The 18867-nt window shown below is 41.3% G+C and carries 13 protein-coding genes; 6 read left to right on the top strand and 7 right to left on the bottom strand.

Translation table 11 applies throughout. The features are described from left to right. Window positions 1–231: 231 nt before the first annotated feature. The 4 genes from ACM5QX_RS13280 to ACM5QX_RS13265 form a co-directional block, all read right to left on the bottom strand. Window positions 232–2304 carry an SPFH domain-containing protein gene (locus tag ACM5QX_RS13280; RefSeq protein ID WP_414753919.1) on the bottom strand — a complete coding sequence of 691 codons (2073 nt, stop codon included), beginning with the start codon at window positions 2302–2304 and terminating at the stop codon, window positions 232–234. Window positions 2305–2591: 287 nt separating this feature from the next. After that, window positions 2592–4079 (bottom strand): glycosyl hydrolase family 57, encoded by a 1488-nt coding sequence (locus ACM5QX_RS13275; protein ID WP_414753918.1) that lies wholly within the window; start codon window positions 4077–4079, stop codon window positions 2592–2594. Between the two features lie 219 nt (window positions 4080–4298). Further along, the gene (locus tag ACM5QX_RS13270) at window positions 4299–5180 is read right to left on the bottom strand and encodes an SDR family NAD(P)-dependent oxidoreductase (RefSeq protein WP_414753917.1); all 882 of its coding nucleotides are present in this window, start codon (window positions 5178–5180) and stop codon (window positions 4299–4301) included. 608 nt (window positions 5181–5788) lie between these two features. Further along, entirely contained in the window at window positions 5789–7420 is a 1632-nt protein-coding gene (locus tag ACM5QX_RS13265) for an alpha/beta hydrolase (protein ID WP_414753916.1), read from the bottom strand. Window positions 7421–8150: 730 nt separating this feature from the next. Between ACM5QX_RS13265 and ACM5QX_RS13260 the strand changes: the two genes are divergently transcribed. The 6 genes from ACM5QX_RS13260 to ACM5QX_RS13235 all read left to right on the top strand — a co-directional run bounded on the left by ACM5QX_RS13260 (window position 8151) and on the right by ACM5QX_RS13235 (window position 14356). Continuing rightward, on the top strand, window positions 8151–9101 hold the full coding sequence (locus ACM5QX_RS13260) for an ABC transporter ATP-binding protein (RefSeq protein WP_414753915.1): 951 nt from the start codon (window positions 8151–8153) through the stop codon (window positions 9099–9101). 55 nt (window positions 9102–9156) lie between these two features. Further along, the gene (locus ACM5QX_RS13255) at window positions 9157–10830 is read left to right on the top strand and encodes a hypothetical protein (RefSeq protein ID WP_414753914.1); all 1674 of its coding nucleotides are present in this window, start codon (window positions 9157–9159) and stop codon (window positions 10828–10830) included. 336 nt (window positions 10831–11166) lie between these two features. Then, window positions 11167–11922: an ATP-binding cassette domain-containing protein gene (locus ACM5QX_RS13250; RefSeq protein WP_414753913.1), complete on the top strand. Its 756-nt coding sequence runs from the start codon at window positions 11167–11169 to the stop codon at window positions 11920–11922. A 99-nt stretch (window positions 11923–12021) separates the two neighbouring features. Next, window positions 12022–12654, top strand: a complete 633-nt coding sequence (locus tag ACM5QX_RS13245; protein WP_414753912.1) for an ABC transporter permease — start codon at window positions 12022–12024, stop codon at window positions 12652–12654. A gap of 43 nt (window positions 12655–12697) precedes the next feature. Next, window positions 12698–13606 carry a glycine betaine ABC transporter substrate-binding protein gene (locus tag ACM5QX_RS13240; protein ID WP_414753911.1) on the top strand — a complete coding sequence of 303 codons (909 nt, stop codon included), beginning with the start codon at window positions 12698–12700 and terminating at the stop codon, window positions 13604–13606. A gap of 30 nt (window positions 13607–13636) precedes the next feature. Next, window positions 13637–14356, top strand: coding sequence for a phytochelatin synthase family protein (locus tag ACM5QX_RS13235; protein ID WP_414753910.1), 720 nt, complete (start codon window positions 13637–13639; stop codon window positions 14354–14356). Between the two features lie 139 nt (window positions 14357–14495). On the opposite strand, the gene ACM5QX_RS13230 is transcribed toward ACM5QX_RS13235, so the two are convergent. The 3 genes from ACM5QX_RS13230 to ACM5QX_RS13220 all read right to left on the bottom strand — a co-directional run bounded on the left by ACM5QX_RS13230 (window position 14496) and on the right by ACM5QX_RS13220 (window position 18729). Continuing rightward, window positions 14496–15311: an SGNH/GDSL hydrolase family protein gene (locus tag ACM5QX_RS13230; RefSeq protein ID WP_414753909.1), complete on the bottom strand. Its 816-nt coding sequence runs from the start codon at window positions 15309–15311 to the stop codon at window positions 14496–14498. Between the two features lie 115 nt (window positions 15312–15426). Further along, the gene (locus tag ACM5QX_RS13225) at window positions 15427–16779 is read right to left on the bottom strand and encodes an ammonium transporter (protein ID WP_414753925.1); all 1353 of its coding nucleotides are present in this window, start codon (window positions 16777–16779) and stop codon (window positions 15427–15429) included. A gap of 393 nt (window positions 16780–17172) precedes the next feature. Next, window positions 17173–18729, bottom strand: coding sequence for an ammonium transporter (locus ACM5QX_RS13220; RefSeq protein WP_414753908.1), 1557 nt, complete (start codon window positions 18727–18729; stop codon window positions 17173–17175). Window positions 18730–18867 lie beyond the last annotated feature (138 nt).

Genomic DNA, 18867 nt, shown 5'->3' with positions numbered 1-18867 from the left:
CTTTGTCTGCTTTCTTCCTGATTATACTCTCCCCGTAGTAACAAAAGAGGGATTACCTGCGGAATGTGGGTTATAGGACTAGTATTTTCTGAAATATATGTAGGGTGGGCAATGCCCACCACAACCATGATAAGGTGGGCGATGCCCACCCTACAGATACTGAGTACCAAAGAATCAGGGTTTTAAGCCTCTCCCCGCGTCGGAGAGAACCTGATAAATATTCACACCGACTTACTTATCTTTAGGCAACTCCACAACCAACTGAGAATTACCATTTGGTGATAGTGGTGGGGTTGTAGTTGCTAGTGGCGATGTAACTTCACCTGTTTTATTAGTCTGATTCCACAAAATCATCGACAGCAACCCATCAACTAAGCCATTAGTGCTGCCATTACTACCACCAACCAAGATATCAGGAATTAAACGGACATTGCGATCGCCGATAATCTGCATCATTTGCATAGCCGTATAGCCTTGTATACCCAATGCTTGCACACCATGACTGTAAGTTTCCGCTTTCGCGTTACCTGTTGCCCGGATACCTTCCGCTTCAGCCATAGCCCGGAGTTTTGTTCCCTCGGCTTCACCGTTTGCTTGCTTAATTTGCGCTTGGGCTTTTAGTTCAGCGATTTGCACACTCTGTTCTGATGTCACCATTTCTCGTTGGATATCAGCCAGGGCTGTTTCCCGTACAAGCTGTTGACGTTGGGTTTGCGCCATCTGCTGAACTTCGTAGGTTTTGCGTTCTTCCTCAGCAATTTTCCGGTCTGTTTGTGTCTGCATCAACGACGCTGGCGGCTGAATATCCCCAATTAAGGTATCAATTGCTTGCACATCATAAGTCCGCAATGCTGCTTTGATATATTCAGATGCTTCTACTTGCCGTTCACTCCGGGCGTTTAAGAAGTCCAACACTGTATAATCTTGCGCCGAGTTGCGGAAATAGTTGCCAATACTTGGTTCTAGAACGTTATCAACCAAATTTTGCATAGAACCAACGCGCGAAATTACCTTAGGCGCATCCAAAGCGCCGACATGGATGATTTGCGACACTTCCAAATCAAAGGCAAACCCATCTTTAGAACGCACTGTCAAAGCTTCTAAATTGGCATCGTATTTATGGCGTTCAGTCCGTCCTGACCAGTTCAACACTATATTAATAGTCGGCACTAACTCCACTTTCATGATGCGGGTGTTGAGTGGGTGTTTACCCGGATACAACGGCTCAACCCATACGCCCTTATGACCAGGATTCACCAAGTTACCGTGGGTGAAAGCTGCACCGCTTACATCTTCTTGAGCTTTGCCAACGAAGGAAATCACCACACCCACATAACCAATGGGAATTTCCGTCATTGGTACTTGCTCAACATTGACAAACCAAGGGTTTAAGTTCCAGGAACCAGAAAGTAGAATCTGTTCTTGTAAACCCCTACGTCCGCCACCATCCAGAAACTTTTGACCGTTTTGGAAATTATCATGTCCAGTAATTACTGACCCAGCAATTTCACCTACATTAATGGGTATACCATCCAAGGTAGTAACAATACCCACCTTATCAGAGGCAACAGTATACACCCGCAACTGTTCGGGACTCATGCCGTGGCTACTAGCATTTGCTGCCATGATAACTTTAAACAGGGCAGTATTAATGCGGTATGTCCCTGCCGTGAGAAATCCCATTTGCCGACCCTTTTCACCGCCTTGAGTCAGGAATTTTCGGGCATCTTGGAAGTTATCACAATCGACGATTTTACCTAAAATCCTCTCTGGGGGGTTTGATGCACCATCAGCCGCTACAATAACGGCGATTTCACCTTGAGGTACAACAACTACAGGTTCTTTGCGTACAGAGTACTGCCAAGGCCAGTAACCCCAATGCCAACCAGGGGCGAGGGTATCTGCTTGTAAACCTGCTTCACCATTGAGGGCTATCAACTGTCCGGCTGGCAAACCCTTGCCAGAAAACGTAAATTTTCTGACGACTACACCAACCTCACGTTCACCAATTACTACCAAACCACCAAAAAACAAAGGGACAAATATTACTAGACCGCCAACCAACACAATGGGAATGAGTACAAAAGGATCAACCGCCGCCGCCTGATACTGAACAATAGTTGGTTTTGTCGGTTCTACTCGGACTGATGCTGAAGTAATTTCTGTAGGCGTGGATGTTTTTATGTTAATGGCATCAGCAGAGTTAATCCCCCCAGCTAACGCCAGTGCAGCTATTAATGGAGTTGTAAAGCGAGCTAATTTATTTTTTTTAGTGTTACCAAAGAGAGATGAAAAGCTTTTCATAATTTGCGCCCTTCTGGGCAACTAATCATATAAGTTATCACTTCAACTCTCTTAGGGCTGATTTCTTAAACTTGGTGTAATTTTTTCTGGTTGACAAGCAATCAGTAGGGTGTGTTAGGCGCTTATTTCCCTGATGATTGGTCACAAAATATAGCTGGGGACTGGGGACTGGGGACTGGGTGAAAAATCTTGAAAATGTTGGGTTCCGTTCCTCCACCCAACCTACACCAGTCTAAGTTTTTGCCTTAACTGAACTGTATTGCGTTATAAGTAGTTTCTCAATAAAATCATGATGTCAATAGACTCTTACCACGTTGATAAATTTCACGGGCGTAATCAGTCCAAGCACCTTGTCCCCAATAGCGGAAACAGCTTGTCTGCAAAAGAAGATTATATAACAACGCTTGGCGATAATCAGCTTGTTTGGTAATAGATGAATATGAATCATTGAGTAATAAATTATCAAACTTTTGATGAAATAAACTACTCAATTCATACATGGGAGATAAAACATTTTCGTATCCCTTTACCCAACTAATATGATTTGTCCAAGAAGCTCCTTCTAGATGAAAGTTAGGATTAATTTGCTTGATTTCTTGAATGGTATTCTCCACAGCTTCTGGTTGATTATTATCTGGTGAAACTCGCTGCCAGATTTGGTGTTGTCCCACCGGCTGACAAGAAGGAAAGTCTTCAGGTTTAACACCAGCCGCCGCAATTAATTCTAAATATTCTGTGCCACATACCCCGACGACACCGGATTTTCCACCACCATGATTTACCATATCCCACCATGCTTGTTTGAAGGCGCTGGGAAATTCATTCATCATCACGCCGCCATTTTCACCATCACCAATTTGACTAACTATGGGGGGAATTTCTACATTGCCTAATCGGCGCTTTGATAAAGTTTTCGCTTCGTAGTATGGCTGCATTTGAGCAACTAATTTAGTATCAGAACCTTGGGTTTTAATTAAGGCAATGATACTAATAGTTTCACCTTGGGAATTTCTGGCAATCAAACGATGGGGTAAATGTTTATCAGTTAGCGATTGCCCGTCGATTGTTTCTACAGTATGTTCTTGGACAAGTAACCAGCGATAACCGCATTCTTTGAGGGCTTTGACAAATTGAAATAATGTATCAGGGTGATTTGGCAGGTGCATTTCTGGCGGAGAAAATCCTTTAACTCTGGCTAATGCTTCCCAGCCAAAAATTGCTGCAAAATGTTGTTGCCATGCCAAGATATGTAATTTAATATCTTTGATTGGTGTGGAAGGAACAACAGCATGACCCCACATTGTTCCTAACCATTCTACATAAGGTTGATATGTGCGTTCTTGTGTAACACGCTTGAGACTATCTAAGACATCATTGCGCCCCATTTGTCGGAGTCCCCACAGGAGATTACCAGAGTAGTCCAACATAACGCGGGGATTGCAACCTTGGCTGACTAGTTCGGGGATGAACTCCCCCATGCGGCTGTAACAATAGGCAAAAGGCCCGGCGTTGTGGTTATCGCCTTCGTGGGGGCGTGCAAACATATATTGCAGATTGCTGATCAGTTCACCACCATCACCTGCTGGTATAGTTGGTTGGTGCATATGTAAAGCGATCGCAAATACTGCATTCACATCTTCTAACTTAATATTCGTTGTGGGTAAGAAGACTGGCGCATCATTGTTAACAACAGAGAGAACCTCAGCTTCCCAACCAGATATATTTGGCAAACCATCAATCATTTCTGGCAAGGGAGTATTTTGTAAGGACAGCATTTTAGTTGCTCCGCAACAATGAGTATTGATTATGGTAGTTGGTAATGGGTAATTGGTAATGGGTAATTGGTAATTCGTAATTAATAGGGTGTAGGTGTGTAAGGGTGTATGGGTTTTAGGGGTGTATAATTCGTAATTAATTTTGAATTGGTGTGATGTCGCCAAAAAATTCCATCAGCTTGTAACTGAGGGAATTTGGGAACTAATTAGAAATTTACGTCAGGTTTTGCGGGCGAATACGAAGGGAAACTTGTTTCCAGAAAAGAAGAAATCGCCAAAACGCTGGATTTTTGCCCAAAAGCTCAAGTTTTCGTCAGATTGTTGTTGTCTAATAGCTGGTGGTGTGGCAATTTTTAAAACCAATTCCAGTAACCAAGGGGCTAAACGTTGACACCACACGGCTAAATGACTTTGCCATCCTACTAAAATTTCTGGTGCATCTTTTTCTAGTCCAGCAATTAGCGCTTTGGCTACTTCTTGGGGTGTCATGGGAATCACCCAGCGAAATAGTTTTAAGTCACGCACCATATCTGTGTCGGTGAGGGATGGTAATAACGCCTTTACTTGGATGTTGTACTCAGCGAGTTCACGGCGCAAGGCTTGGGTAAAGCCTAAGATAGCAAACTTTGTGGCTGAATAAGTCGCCATTGTTGGTGCAGCTACTTTCCCCATTAAGCTGGAAACATTGACAATAGTTCCTTGTCTTTGGCTAGCCATACGTTTGGCGATGAGGCTGGTGAGGGTATACATTCCCAATAAATTCACAGAAAGTTCTTCTTGTACTTGGGGAAGTTTTGATTGCAAGAATGAACTTTGGTATGCAACGCCAGCACAGTTAACAAGTAAGTGAATGGGGCCATAATTGCGCCATAGTTGCGCTATGGCAATGTTTACCTCTGTGGCTTGTGTTAAATCAATCGCCAATGTTGTGGCTTGGACTCCCATCGCCTCTACTTCCTGGGCGACTTCTCTTAACTTTTGGCGATCGCGTGCCACTAAAATTAATCTGTGTATTCCTTGTTGTGCTAATTCTAAAGCGATCGCTCGCCCAATTCCACGGGAAGCCCCGGTCACCAGGGCTACTTTACCTCGAATATTCATGGATTTTATCCTCCAGAGTCCCAGTCTTACCTCATTTCATCGTTAACTAATCACCGTGAGGTAAAACAAATTTTTAGTTGCATTCAATGTCACAACAGCAATTAGCCTCTAGCAACGATATATATGGGCTAATCTGCATTGGTTGTAGTTCGCAGATTGCAATCAAGTTCTTACATATTTGGCTGAATGGATATGGCTCATAGGTTTTACCTCTTCTAATATCAGAGCGTTTATCAGCATCGTTGCCTTCACACACGTTAGCAATTAAATCAAGGACTTGCAATATTCTTTAATAAGTATTTCTTAATACTTGTTAACAATCAGATATATAAACAATCTGTTTTTATATAAGTTTTTATGAATGCTTTGTGATGAATGTGGTGATCCCCTGACAATTAAATGAAAGGTTTTGAATTAATAGAAAATTGTTATATCAAAGACACAAAGAAGACACAAAAAAGATATATTGTCGCAGAACAATTTCACTTAGTTTGTCGTCAGCAATAATACTGAAATTGTTATTGGTCAGTTGTTAGTTGTCATTAGAAAAAAAGTTGTATCCAACATCTGGACATCAACTCTTTCCCCCATTACCCATTACCCATTCCCTACTCCCTAATTTCCATCAATTGTTCAGCAGTTAATGACTGCAAAATATTCAGACTTAGAGGAGCTTGGCTAATAGATTGAGCGTAAGAAGGCTGCAAATAAGAGCGATATTCGGGACGATTGAGTAGATTGGCTTGTAAAAAAGCCACACTTAAAGCCTTGAGATAGGAATAAGCCGCAGTTCTGTCAGGGCCAAGCAGTCCACTTGGTACAGGTAAGACATTCTTCCCTTGGGGTGAATCGCCGATGAGAGTGAAGTGGGTAGCATTGTCAATTAAGACTAAATATTTATAGGGGTTAGGAAGCCAAGTAAAAGGGCGAATTTGTTCGGGTACAGGTGGGGCGAAAATATCTTGACTACCTGCTACCATCATCACAGGAAGTTTAATCTGACTGATACCGCTTTCGCCAAAAATAGAGCTACTAATAGGATTAATGGCAATGACTGCTTTAATACGGCTGTCTTGCAACTGATAATCTTGCGGCAATAATTGATTAGCTTCACACTGCAACAGTAAAGATATATTCAAACTAGAATTTTCGGGGTTACAGTCCTGGTTGAGTTGGTTAAAATTTATTTTTGCCCCTCCCAAGGACAAAACCGTATAACCACCAAAGGATTGACCGATCGCCCCAATTTGTTGAAAATTGAGTTTACCCTGGAGCCTGGGATCGGACTGTTCCAAACGCTGGAGTTCATCGAGAAGCACCTTAATATCTAAAGGTCTGTCAACAAATTCTCTAGGTTCTGGCGGACTTGCCAAACCTGCAAAATATTGCTCGAAGCGTTTAGCATTACTACCAGGATGCTCTAATACAGCAACAGCAAAACCGTAGGATGCTAGATGTTCAGCCAGGTAAATAAAACTATAGCGGTCTGAGGCGATGCCGTGAGAAATCACAACTAGGGGAAAAGGTGGTTGTCCTTGAGTATCTGTATTAGCTTGTGGTAAATATAAATCTACTGGTAAACGGCGATTGCGCTGAGGATCATTTAAGGTGAAATTGACTATTTGCCAACGGAACTTTCCAGGCGATCGTAAATCTGGTAGTTTAGATAAATTTTCATTAGAAACAACAGTCTGAGCTACCGCATCTTGTTGCAGAGACGCAACTACTCTATCCCTATTTTTAGTCAATTGTGACAAGTCATCAACTATTCTCACACCCTCTGAGAAATTCAGCCGCAAATTATCACTGGGAAAATTACGTAAGACATTAATAACTGAGAAACCCTGTGGTTTGGCGGCGGATAGAATCAATGCAGAACGCAAAGCATAAAAGCCATTGCGGCGGGAATCAGTCTGTACTATGTCTCCCAGGCGTTGCAAAACCTGTTCACCGATTGGTGAGTAAGTAATTTGAGATATGAAGGTAGGAGTGACATCAAAGCGTTGTTGTAGAAACTCCCGTAGTTGTGCCAACTGTTCGGGAGTTGCACGTTGAGCATAAAACTGTAAATCACCATCAATCTTCCCTTGCTTAGCAAAGGTTTCTAACGAACTAACAGGTAAAGAAAATTCACCAAAGGGGGGGTAAAAAAGACTGATACGTTCAGCACTTAAACCTGGTTTAGCGGCAAAACCAATAGACAATAAACCTAGACTCAGATATTTCAACAACCTTTTCATGAGAATAATCCGCTTGTCTACCTCGTCTAAATAAACTACGTATGTTAGTTGTTAGTCGCTAGTTGTTCTTGATCTAGTTTAATGTGCCTTTTCTCCGAACCACGAGTTAACTAGGGTTCCTAGACTCATAGCAAGTGACGCGGCAGTTTTCAATCATATGACAACCACTCACCCCTAACCCAAAATTAGATAGAAATTGCCAATGGTTTGATAAATCACAAATATGCTATTTACACCATAAAGCAAGTGTTTGCTTTTTTATTCTCTCACTTGCGTTATCAACCGTGCTAAATAGTCACACTAATCATTATGTCTTTTAATTACATCTATCCCAAGGCAGCTTATTTTGGTGTCAATAAGATCACTTCAGTTTCAATTTCCGAAACGAAACTGGCACAATCTGTATACACAAGGTAGGTTAGTGTTTAAACAACAGGCGCACTCCAGCAGCTATGGACTTCTAGATAAAATTCCTCACCCATCAGGGGATTGAGAATCTGCTAATGGGTAATAGGTAATTGGAATATTACCTATTACCTGCATCGGTTACTCATATCAATTCTCTATGAAGTTGCACCCGATAAATGATGTAGAGACGTTGCATACAAGGTCTCTACAGTCCAGAATCAAGCACATCTTCATTAAGAAATGGTATCAAAACAAAAATTATTCATACTGATGCACCCTACCAAACCATTAATTTCGGATAATTTATTTTTTGTGTTTCCCTATGGTAAAAGAATTAGCAATTCGTACCCGTGGATTAACTAAGCAATTTGAACGACATATTGCTGTCAATGACGTTGATTTAGAGATCCAAATGGGTGAAGTATATGGGTTAATTGGGCCGAATGGTGCGGGAAAAACAACTCTCATCCGAATGTTAGCAGCAGCTGAGGAACCAACTACCGGAGAGATTTATATTAATGGGGAACATCTCCGACTTGATAAAAGTAACTCTACTCTCAAGCGTCACCTTGGCTACCTACCTGATGACTATCCTCTGTATGAAGATTTAACAGTCTGGGATTACTTAGATTATTTTGCGCGGCTGTATCGCTTGCGGGAACCACGCCGGACTCAACGCCTACATGAAGTTTTAGAACTGATACAACTAGAAAATAAACGTAAAAGCCAAATTTCCACCCTATCACGGGGGATGAAACAGCGCTTGAGTTTAGCGCGAACGATTATTCATGAACCCATTTTACTGCTGTTAGATGAGCCTGTTTCTGGGCTTGATCCCATTGCGAGAATGCAGTTTCGGCAAATCATTAAAGCGTTGCAAGAAGCGGGGATGACAATATTAATTTCTTCTCATGTTTTGAGTGATTTAGCCGAACTTTGTACATCTGTAGGGATTATGGAGTTGGGTTTTTTAGTAGAAAGCGCTTCACTGCAAGCACTTTACCAACGACTTTCTCAGCAACAGATTATGTTATCTACATCAGGTAGTTTAGAATCTCTTATGAGTGAATTAAAAAATTATCCCTTAGTCGAGCAATGTGAGAAAATACCGGGAAAAAATAGCATAAGGGTTAATTTTGCTGGTACACAAGATGATTGTGCAGAATTACTGCGATCGCTCATTCTCTCCGGTATTCCTATAACTAACTTTCATTGTACACAAGAAGATTTAGAAAGTATCTTCTTGAAATTAGGACACAAACAAGCATCTTAATTAGTCAATATTATCAATGCCTATTTTTGGAGTTCCGCCAATCATGCAAAATTTTATGTACAAACTAAGCGAATGGAATCCGCAATTGTTACGAGAAATTAAAGGGCGTTGGCAACTTCGTAATATTTTGCTGGCTGTTGCTGTATCTTTGCTAAGTCAATTCATCCTCTTTATTTACTGCCAAACTCAACTACCAACACAATATATCAATCCTTCCTATGAAATCACCCATAAATATTGTACAGGTGTTACCAATGACTTTAATTCACCACCTTGTTTATTAGATGAATATGATCGTGTCATAATTAACTGGCAACTATGGAGTCAAGATGTCTTTACGTTGCTCAGTTTTACTGCTATCTTGGCTCTGTTGGTAGGAGGAGCTTACTTACTTATTAGCGACTTAGCAACAGAAGAACGGCGAGCTACACTCAATTTTATTCGACTTAGCCCCCAATCGCCTGAAAGCATTCTCTATGGCAAAATGTTAGGAGTTCCCATTCTCTTGTATTTTGGGTTATCACTAGCAATTCCGTTTCATTTATCTTTAGGAATAAACGCACAAATTCCCTTAATTCAGATTTTTTGTTTTTATGGAATTTTGATAGTATCTAGCATTTTTTACTATAGTGGAGCCTTATTATTTGGTTTGGTAGGTACTTGGTTAGGCGGCTTTCAAGCTTGGTTAGGTAGTGGGTTAATTTTAGGGTTTCACTTACTTGCTAAAGCAGCCTTGCGAGATAGCAGAACAGGTAATTATCCATTTACTATCTTTCATTTATTTAGCCCAAATTATTTTCTAAACGATTATTCTGGTGAATTTGAATTTGCTGGGCTTCATTGGTTCGCTCTACCATTGGGAAGCAGTTTGCCTATTATGGTATGCTTCAATATCTTGGTTTATTTAATTGGAACTTACTTTTTTTGGCAATCTCTAAATCGTTGCTATCGAGATAAAAATGCCACTATGTTGAGTAAAAAGCAAAGTTATTTATTAACTTCATGCTTTGTTATTTTGACTTTGGGATTTGCCAATTGGCAATCACAATTCCTAGATAAATCTTACTCTTATTTAGGATTAAAGGAAAATTTAGCTACCTTAATGTTTTTGGACTTGGGGCTATTTTTGTATCTGATTGCAGCACTGACTCCCAACCGTCAAACTCTACAAGATTGGTCACGCTATCGACATATGTATATGTCCCAGAAGCTAGGTAAAAGCAAATTAATCAGCGATTTGATTTGGGGTGAAAAAAGTCCTGGCATATTAGCGATCGCCATCAATGCCATAATTGCTATTAGCTGTTTAATTTTCTTTACTTTAGTTGTACCGGGGTCTACATCTGATAAACTTATTGTCCTTCTATCTGTAGTTTTTGCAGGTAGTTTAGCCATCATTTATGCAGCCTTGGCTCAACTACTCCTATTGATGAAAAATGAACAGAGGCTCTTTTGGGCTAATGGGATGGTAGGCACTGTTATTATTTTGCCACCCATCGTTTTAGCAATGTTGTTTTCTAACCCAGGTAATCAACCTTTCCTGTGGTTACTTTCTGTGGCTGCACCAATAATTATTTTGTACCCATCAACTGGCTATATACCAATAATGACCGCTTTTTTAGCACTTCTGGGACACGGTGGGATTTTGGGTTTATTAATGTTTCAAATCACGCGTCAATTGAAAAAGTCTGGAGAATCAGCAACAAAAGCACTGTTAGCCGTAAATTAACTCATTAATTTAGCTTTGCTATCACGCACCGCCACATAACGCGGTGCGTTTTTTGCTGAGATTATGTTTTGGGTGACCAATCATATGAATCAATTCAAAATACCCTTCGGGAAGGCTACGCCAACAAAATTTAAAATTCAAAATACCCTACCGGAACCTAAAGCTACTGAGATACAAATTTATAGAGAATTGATATTACGCAAGTGTCATAATCAAACTAACTATAGGGTGCGTCAGTCCCACTAATTTCGTACAAATTTAGGAATTTTCCACATCTGATGCACCCTACTATTGTGCCAGTTGCGTCAGTCCTGCTACGAATTAAAAATGAATATTATGCCGCAAACCAAATCAGCAATGATTGAATTCCGTGATGTTACATTTAGCCGCAATCATCGTCCTCTCGTATCCCATCTCAACTTTGCCATCTACGAAGGAGAAGCACTAGTATTACTCGGACGTAGCGGTAGTGGCAAAACTACCACCATGAAATTAATCAATCGTCTGTTTACACCCACCCAAGGCGAAGTTTTATTTCAAGGAATACCTACAAATCAGTGGGATGAAATTAAACTGCGGCGCAAGATTGGTTATGTAATTCAAGAAACGGGGCTATTTCCCCATTTCACTGTAGAACGCAACGTGGGTTTAGTACCAACTTTAGAAGGCTGGCTACCCAAACAAATTAAGACACGGGTTTATGAATTGCTGCACTTGGTAGGCTTAGATCCAGCACAATTCGCTCAACGTTACCCTCATGAATTATCTGGAGGACAAAGGCAAAGAGTCGGTGTCGCTAGAGCTTTAGCCGCAGATCCCCCAGTTATGTTGATGGATGAACCATTTGGCGCACTTGATCCCATTACACGCCTAGAACTGCAACGAGAGTTTCAGCGATTACAACAGGAATTAGGTAAGACAGTGGTTTTTGTTACTCACGATATCCAAGAAGCCTTCGTTTTAGCATCAAGAATTGGGTTAATGTATGGAGGAGAGTTGGTATTTTTAGGAACCAAAGATGAATTTATTGCTTCCCAGCATCCAGAAAGTCTTGCTTTTCTACAATGCCTGTATTCTCTACAAACTAGCTAATTGATCAATTCAAATTACCTTGCGGGAAGCTAAAGCTACAAAATTCAAAATTGGTCATAGCTCCCCAGTCCCCAATCCCTAATCCCCAGTCCCCAATCCATGAAAGATTTCTTCTTAATTAAGTATGCTCCAGAAATCCTACAACGCACGATAGAGCATTTATTTTTAGTAGGTATTGCTATTAGTATTGCAATTATTATTGGCATTCCTTTAGGAATTTTAATCACGCGCCAAAAACAACTGCGGCAACCGATTTTAGGTATAGCTAATGTTCTCCAAACTATACCCAGTTTAGCATTGTTTGGCTTACTCATCCCCGTTCCTGTAATTGGTGGTATTGGTGCGACTCCAGCAATTGTTGCCCTGGCTTTATATTCTCTTTTGCCACTAATTCGTAATACTTATACAGGCATCTCTGGAGTAGATCCGGCGATTCGAGAAGCTGGGCGGGGAATGGGTATGACTGATAGACAATTATTATTACAGGTAGAAATTCCCTTAGCGATGGCAGTTATTTTGGCTGGGGTGCGAGTAGCGACAGTTATCTCTATTGGAATTGCCACTATTGCAGCTGCCATTGGTGCTGGTGGTTTGGGCGTGTTTATTTTTCGAGGAATTGCCGTAGTCAATGATCAATTAATTTTAGCTGGGGCAGTTCCTGCGGCGGTAATTGCTTTATTAGCTGATTTATTAATTGGACTGTTAGAGCAAAAATTCAAGGTTAATTCGTAATTAAGTTATATAAAAATAATTATCTTTCTTATGGTTATTTATTATGAAGAGATTTTTAATATTTTTCTTATTATCTTTGACTTTGGTGCTGGCGATCGCTAGTTGTAGTCCCAGCACAAATACAACTACTGGCGATATTATTATCGCCTCAAAAGACTTTACAGAACAAGACATTCTAGGTGAAATTTTAGCGCAACAAATTGAAGAAACTACTAGCTTAAAAGTAGCTCGCCGTCCACGATTGGGTGGCTCTTTTGTTTGTCATAATGCGATTCTTGCTGGCAAGATAGATGCTTATATTGAATATACTGGCACAGCTTTTACTGGTATATTAAAACAACCAGTAATTAATAATCCTCAAGTAGTTTACGAGAAGCTAAAACAAGCTTATAATCAACGGTTTCAACTAGAGGTAATGCCTAGCTTAGGTTTTGAAAATACATTTGCCATCATTGTTCGAGGCGAAGATGCGAGGCGCTATAACGTCCAAACTCTCACAGACGCGGCTCAATATACACCCCAATGGCGCGGTGGCTTTGGCTATGAATTTTTAGAACGAGAGGATGGTTTTCCTGGGTTAGCCAAGACTTACGGTTTGAAGTTTACTAAACCACCACAAATTATGGACTTGGGTTTAATATATCGTGCCTTAATTCAAAAACAAGTTGATATGGTAGCGGGTAACTCGACAGATGGACAAATTTCTCGTTTGGGTTTAGTAGTTCTCAAAGATGATCAACAATACTTTCCTCCTTACGAAGCAACACCAATTGTCAGACAAGAAACCTTAAAAAAATATCCCCAATTAAAAACAGCGATCGCGCAATTAACTGGTAAAATTGCTGCTGATGAAATGCGACAACTCAATTATTTAGTTGAAGGCGAATTACAAGACATAAAAGAAGTAGCAAGGGAGTTCCGTAAATCCAAAGGACTCATCAAAACTCTTTAAGCAAAATCTCTGCATCTGTGTGTGATAATCATGAAACTATTTATCCCAGCAACAGTTATTGGATTGTGCCTTTCTAGTAGCCAAGTTCTGGCTCAAACTTTGACACTTTCTCCTAATTTAATTGGCTTCAATACCAACGAAGGAGAAAAATTATTACTGACAAGTCGCTCAAGAGAAGACTTCTTTCATCTGAGTATGCAGTTCGTTACGCAAGTTAATCAAGCTTACTGTGGTGTAGCTAGTATAATTATGGTGCTGAATAGCTTGAGAATTAATGCACCAGAAACATCTCAATATTCTCCCTACCGTGTATTCACTCAAGACAACTTTTTCAGCAACGAAAAAACTAAAGCAGTAATCGCACCTGAAGTAGTAGCTCGTCAAGGTATGACTCTCGACGAACTGGGAGGATTAATAGCTAGTTATGGTGTAGAAGTCAAAGTGAATCATGCTAGCAATACAAATATAGAAGAATTTAGAAAACAGGTAGCAGAAAATTTAAAACAGGACGGAAACTTTGTCATAGTTAATTATTTACGTAAGGAAATTGGACAAGAAAGGGGGGGACATATATCCCCTTTAGCTGCTTACAATGAGCAAACCGATAGATTTTTAATTATGGATGTTTCCCGCTATAAATACCCACCAGTTTGGGTAAAGACAACAGATTTATGGAAAGCCATGAATACAGTTGATTCAGTTTCTCAGAAAACTCGTGGTTTTGTATTAGTGAGTAAAATACAAGATTAGTATTTGATTTTTGAAATACGCTTAAGGTAAGCATCACCCACTAAAACTACAACACAGTGGGCAATGCTACAGATACTTAGACTTTTTCAAGATTCAAATCTGATTTCTATATAAAATAGAGAAGTTTTGAATTGTAAATTTATCTGTCTACTCCCTGTTGATAAACTTGTAACGCTGTACGCCAAACCACATAGCCTGCGGGGCTTAGGTGTAAGCCATCAGTGGTAAATTCTGGGCGGATATTTCCTTTTTGGTTAGTAAACAAGGGATACAAATCCAGATATTTAACATTTTGTTTAGTAGCTATACTTCGTAATTGCTGATTTAACTTCTGAATACGGCTGTTAGGAATGGCTAGAAGTTTTTCTTTTCCTTCCCAGGTTGCGTCCTCTGCCCCATGAGGCAAAATCGACTGAACAAAGATTTGAGTTTTGGGGTGAGTTTTTCGTAGGTAACGGAGAATTTGTCGCTGATTATCTAAAATGACTTCATCATTGACCCCACGAATTAGGTCATTAATGCCAATCATGACAAAAATCGTCTCTGGTTGAGTCTTGTCAAAAAGATTCAATCTTTGTAATAGTCCACGACTGGTTTCGCCAGAAATTCCTTGATTGAGCCAGTTCCTATCTTCCGGTAATAATTCGACGGGAAACCACAAACTTAGAGAATCCCCAGCCATTATGCTTAAGCGCTGGGGACGTTTTTCGGCAGCGACGTTGGCTTCTTGTTTAAGAATATCTACCCATTGTTGGTAATTGAGTTGGTGACGGGGACCTAACTCTGGTGCAACAGCTTGGGGTTGACTAACTGGAACCGAGAGGGGTGCATTACTGGAAAAGATGGATAATTTTTGCTGTTGCCAAATTAGCAAGATGACAGCCAGCATCAGTATGCCGTTGGATACCAGTGAGAAAAAAGCCCAAGCCGGAAAGTGTTTTGTAGCAGTTGACACGACTAGCGACATCTACCAATGATTTGACTCAGATTTTAAATCGGTATTTCTCATTAGTCATTAGTCAGTTGTCAGTTGTCAGTTGTCAAAACGTTTTTGGGCTATGCCTAAATTTTTACGGTACGATGCGATCGCTAAACTCGGAGTTGTATGCTTCTTCTCCGTGTTCGTTGATATCTAAACCTTGGTATTCGGCTTCTTCTTTCACCCGTAAGCCAACGCTAGCATCAATGATCTTCAAGATTATCCAAGTACCAACTGCTGCAATTACATAGGCGATGACAATGGCGGCCAGTTCCACACCTAGTTCACCAAAATTACCCTTGAGTACGCCGTTTTTACCGCCTGAGTTAACTTCGGCGGTGGCAAAGAAGGCTGTGAGAATTGCGCCAACTGTTCCACCAACACCATGCACCGGGTAGGTATCTAAGGCATCGTCAACATTTAGCTTGTGTTTGAAACTTACGGCATAGAAGCAAACAAAAGCTGTGATAAAACCTATCAAAATTGACGCTAGAGGGGTGACAAAGCCGGCGGCTGGGGTAATCCCTACTAAACCGGCAACTGCGCCTGTAGCTGCACCTACGGCAGTGGGTTTACCGCGTAATACTCCTTCTAGAATTAGCCACATTAAAGCCCCGGCTGCGGCTGAGGTATTGGTGGCAACAAAGGCAGTTGTAGCTGGATTAGTAATGAAACTGCCAGAAGTGCTGCTAGCAACAGATAAGGCACTCCCAGCATTAAAACCGAACCAGCCAAACCATAGCAAACCAGCACCCAACAAAATAAATGTTACGTTGTGGGGAGGGCTGAGGCGGTCTGGATGGGTTTTTCTCGGCCCCAAGACTATTGCAGCGACGAGGGCAGAAACCCCAGAGCTGATATGAACTACTGTACCGCCGGCGAAGTCGAGCGCACCTAAGCCACCGTACAAACCTAAAAATCCACCTTTTGCCCAAACCATGTGGGCTAGAGGCGTGTAAACAAAGGTTGACCACAGTAGCACAAATAGGCAATAGGCACGGAAACTCATCCGTTCGGCGATCGCTCCAGAAATTAAAGCTGGGGTGATAATGGCAAACATGGCTTGATATATCATGTATGCCTGATGGGGAATCGTCCCGGCATAAGAAACCACATTTGCCGGCTCTGAACCTTGCAGATAACCTGTCGTTTCTAGCCCCACACCGTTTAACCCAAACCACTGTAAACCACCAATAAATGGCAGTCCTGGCGCAAATGACAGACTATAACCCCATAAAACCCAGGTAACGCCGACGATCGCCATCAATACAAAACTCATCATTAATGTATTGAGAATATTGCGCGATCGTACAAATCCACCATAAAAAAATGCTAATCCTGGTGTCATCAGCAAGACTAGGGCTGATGAAATCAGCATAAATGCTGTATCTCCTGTATCAGCAGGTGGAGCCGTCCCTGGGACTTGCGCCCAAGCATTACCCATAACAGGAATTGTCAGCAGTAGTAGGGTACTCACCCCAATTATCAAAATTTTCTGAAACACGTTTATTTCTTACTCCCTGATGATCAGTAACCTTGTATACTTAGTGACATTTCATTACTTTTAGCCAAAGATTTTTGTCTTAAAAGCTACTCTGATTTATCTTTCCACAAATTTTAATCAAAAAATAATTCTCTCTGGAGATGCAATTAGGGGCTTCCAAGTAAATAAAGTCTACCCCTACACCCTTACACCCAGCCTCAACAGAAAATCTGGGTGCGTAAGTCCTATCTGGAAGTCCCTTATGGGAATCTAGATGAAAAAAACCCGATTTCCACGAGAAACCGGGGTCATGGACTATAGAGGACTTATTAGGTAATTGTGTAATCTTCCCCTTTAATAGCCGTCAGATGTCTTGCCTTCTGCAAATCCACCAGGACTAGCTTCTTTCAGGAATCCACTGTAGGCTTCCATACCGTGTTCGCCGATATCCAAGCCTTCCAATTCTTCTTCCCTGGTGACTCTAATACCCAAAGTAGCTTTTAGTACCAGCCAGAAAATGCTACTGACGAGTACAGTCATACCACCTACTGCGGCAGCACCTAAGAATTGAGTAATCAACTGTCCTAAACCGCCACCTGCAAATAAACCCTTGGCTGGGCCAAGTCCCTCACCATACCAAGAGTAAACACCAGGGCCAACCGACCATAAACCAACTGCCAGAGTACCCCAAACACCACAGACAAGGTGAACTGAAGTCGCTCCTACGGGGTCATCAATACCCAGTTTGTCGAAGAAGGTCACAGCGAAAACTACTATGACTCCGGCAATTAAACCAATAATCGCAGAACTAGGAATGCTGACGTAAGCGCAAGATGCAGTAACACCAACTAAACCAGCCAAAATGCCATTAATAATCATTGATAGGTCTGGTTTACCTAAGTACAACCACGCAGTAATAGTAGCAGCAATACCACCGACAGCACCAGCCATGTTAGTTGTTAAGGCAATGTGAGTAATGGCACTGGGGTCAGCAGCCATTACAGAACCAGGGTTGAAACCAAACCAACCCAACCACAGAATCAAGCAACCCAAGGTAGCAATACTCATGTTGTGACCCGGTAAAGCCACAACTTGCTTATCTTGATATTTACCAATACGGGGACCCAGAAATGCAGCTCCCATCAAAGCTGCCCAACCGCCAACTGAGTGAACCACTGTAGAACCAGCAAAGTCCCAAAAACCTCTATCGGCTAACCAACCAGCGCCCCAAATCCAGTGTCCGGTAATTGGGTAGGCGATACCTACAAGTAAAAGGCTGAAAATCAAGAAGTCAACAAACTTGATTCTTTCGGCAACTGCACCAGAGACAATTGTCGCCGCAGTCCCAGCAAACACCAACTGGAATAAGAATTTTGCGGCTAAAGGTACGCCAGCCCAACTTAAAGCGCTGAACACACCTTTATAAGCCTCACCTGTTGCCGGGCTGTTATCTTCTCCTGAGAGAAAAAAGCCATTGAAGCCAATGAAATCATTACCATCACCGAACATTAACCCAAAACCGATTGCCCAAAAAGCAACGGTTGCCAAGGCGAAGACGATTAAGTTTTTGGCAAGAACGTTAACAGCATTTTTCTGACGACAGAAGCCGGTTTCTAACATACCAAAACCAGCATTCATAAAGAATACTAAGAAAGCAGCGATCGCTACCCATAGGGTGTCAAGCGCAACTTTTAGTTCTGCTGTTGTCGGCCCTGCTGCTGGAGCTTGAGCAACTGCCACATAACTCCAACCTAAAACAATCAAACAAGCCAGAGGTATACAAGCTTGCCAACTGGGAGAGAGTTTTTTGACTAGATTAAATATCTGGATTTGCGAGTTAGATTGTCTACTTTTAGCGTAATTTCTGGTAGAAAAGCGCCTATTTCTTGTTCTTGATTTCTGTTGGTACATGAGTCCGAATTGCTAACCTTCCAACTATCTTTAACAGCAAAGGAGAGTAATGAGTGATGAGTTCCTAGTTTCTAGACTCTTTCTCATCAGTTCTTGTGTGAGGATGTTTACAAAGAAAGACTACTTAGGTGAAATTAA

Origin of the sequence: Anabaena sp. CCY 9910 (assembly GCF_963920875.1) — a bacterium.
GTDB lineage: Bacteria > Cyanobacteriota > Cyanobacteriia > Cyanobacteriales > Nostocaceae > Trichormus > Trichormus variabilis.
This window is presented reverse-complemented; position numbering and strand designations above follow the sequence as displayed.